This is a genomic window from Klebsiella sp. ME-303 (genome assembly GCF_007910085.1).
Lineage (GTDB): Bacteria > Pseudomonadota > Gammaproteobacteria > Enterobacterales > Enterobacteriaceae > Klebsiella > Klebsiella michiganensis.
The window spans coordinates 1-2,228 of the sequence record NZ_VOJB01000086.1 but is presented as its reverse complement, the minus strand read 5'-3'; the positions used below and the strand labels follow the sequence as shown (position 1 = coordinate 2,228).

At 41.7% G+C, this 2,228-nt stretch carries 4 protein-coding genes; 3 read left to right on the top strand and 1 reads right to left on the bottom strand.

Annotated elements, in window-relative coordinates; translation table 11 throughout:
• Positions 1–267 precede the first annotated feature (267 nt).
• Positions 268–996 carry a hypothetical protein gene (locus FQK12_RS17985; RefSeq protein ID WP_014227275.1) on the top strand — a complete coding sequence of 243 codons (729 nt, stop codon included), beginning with the start codon at positions 268–270 and terminating at the stop codon, positions 994–996.
• A gap of 16 nt (positions 997–1,012) precedes the next feature.
• On the opposite strand, the gene FQK12_RS17980 is transcribed toward FQK12_RS17985, so the two are convergent.
• Positions 1,013–1,204: a toxin-antitoxin system HicB family antitoxin gene (locus tag FQK12_RS17980; protein ID WP_023321787.1), complete on the bottom strand. Its 192-nt coding sequence runs from the start codon at positions 1,202–1,204 to the stop codon at positions 1,013–1,015.
• Positions 1,205–1,330: 126 nt separating this feature from the next.
• Here FQK12_RS17980 and FQK12_RS17975 point away from each other — a divergent pair, with 126 nt between their 5' ends.
• Entirely contained in the window at positions 1,331–1,618 is a 288-nt protein-coding gene (locus FQK12_RS17975; RefSeq protein ID WP_038422927.1) for a SymE family type I addiction module toxin, read from the top strand.
• A gap of 124 nt (positions 1,619–1,742) precedes the next feature.
• A partial coding sequence (locus FQK12_RS17970) for a virulence RhuM family protein (RefSeq protein ID WP_186711206.1) occupies positions 1,743–2,228 on the top strand: 486 nt, incomplete at its 3' end.

The window sequence follows — 2,228 nt, the reverse complement described above, 5'->3', positions numbered from 1 at the left end:
CTGCACCTAACGCAACTGTGGGGGGTCTACTAATGCCAATTTCTCCGGTTCAGTAGCACATATCACTTCGTATTCCTTCCATGAGTTTTTGCTTCCACTTTCTTTCATCACAGCCCCTAATGTTTCTCGTCAATTATACAAGGCGCACACTTTCTGAAAGGGATTTTCATATTCAGCATATTATTATGACGAGTTTTCTGGTATAAAAATAAAATAATACTCTCATTTATTTGATAAATATAAATTGATACTTATGGAAGGAACTATATGAAAATTAATAATCTCAGTATGATTGTTTCTATGATAACAGGAATAATCACTACTATTATAACAATATATAGCATTAACAAACCGGCATCACACCTTACAGCATACGTTACTGATAATATATTTTATACCCCACCCCAATATAATGAAATTATGAGCCTTACTCTTGATGAAGCGGATTATAATAATATTTATGATCGCATTGATAGTGTTGCACAAAATGCCAGATTTGAAGAAAAATCAAAATTTGTTAAGGAAATTATTAATTCTATTTTAACTCCATTTAAACCTCCATTTCAAAATGGTTTAGAGGAATATAAAAAATTGATCTTTATCAATGTACATAACTCAGGGGATGCGTCAGCAAAAGATTTATATATTGACTATCCTGAGAAGGTTTTAGTTATGGTTATAGACGACAAAAAAGAACAAATTAAAAAACCAGATGCGCTTACTCGCTTGTCAATACCATCAATAAGACAAGGTGGAAATTATAAGGTTTGGGCTTGGGCTAAAAATAATAAATTTAAAAAAAGCGATATTAGAATTGGAAATGAAAACCAAATTGCCAAGATTAAATACGGTGAACTACATTTTGGAACTTCATCAAATATAGCTTCTTTTTATGAAAATCATGAAACAATAATAAAAACAATTTTTACGATAGTAATGTCCTTGGGAAGTCTGACAATTTGCTTCCTGCTATTCCACTTAAGAAAAAAATATTGAAAACAGAGTGAAAAAATTATCCCTTAGGTTCAATACCCCTCGTCCGCAAAGCCTCCCTCGCCAGCTCCTTCAACCAACTGGCGAGACTCACCCCCTCTTCCGCTGCAACAGCATCCAGCTGCTCCTTTAATGCCGGATCAATGCGCATTTTGAACTGCGGAGACTGACCGCCGCCCTTTGGTTTTTTTTCGCGCGCTATGATTGACATGAGGCCACCTATCCAACTAATCTTAACATATAGGAGGCCACCTAAAAGCCTCTTGTACAAACAACGCTCCGAAGTGCGGGAACACAGCCGGAGCGTCTAACCACACCAACTATCAAGGAGTTGATTATGGCTGATTCGTATTCTACCCCAGACTTTGCCGTTTCCGGAACCGAGCGTCACCTGATTGTGGGATATCGCCCGCAAGGTCGGGACACCAGTACACCAAGTCTCACCCTTTCCGGCAAGTGGTTACGCGCAGCGGGGTTCGATACCGGAAAGCGCTTCACAGTTAAGGTAATGGATGGCTGTATTGTGCTGCTGCCGCAGAGCGATAAGGAAGAAATGCTTAAAGCGGAGCTACTGCAAATTCAGCAATCCTTTAAAAGCGTCAACAACACGCTTCATCTCGTCTGACGCCCGGACATGTTCGCCTTCTGGATAGCCGCTGCCAAATGACGCCGGGTTAATCGTCCGTCTAATGAAATTTATGCTCTTCTGACATACTATGCGAACCAAAGCAGGTTAACCCGGAGGCTATATGGCAAATGAACACTTAACGTCGTCCCCCATAGGCGAGTTCGTTATGTTTGCCAGCGGTGATGGGAAAGTACGTGTTGAATGCCGCTTTGAAAGCGATACGCTTTGGCTCTCGCAGGCAATGATTTGCGAACTCTATGGTAAAGCGAAAGCCACCATCAGCGAGCATATAAAGCATATATTTGAAGAAGGCGAACTTGAGGAAAATTCAGTTGTTCGGTTTTACCGAACAACTGCCAGTGATGGAAAAAATTATCAGGTTCAACACTTTAGTTTGCCTCTGATACTTGCCGTTGGCTATCGCGTTCGCTCCCCTCGCGGCACTCAGTTCCGCCAGTGGGCAACCCAGACGCTCCAGGAGTATCTGATCAAAGGCTTTGTGATGGACGATGAGCGGCTGAAAAATCCGCCTGTTGGTACATCGGCTGTACCCGATTATTTCGATGAGATGCTGGAGCGCATCCGAGATATTCGCGCCAGCGAACGC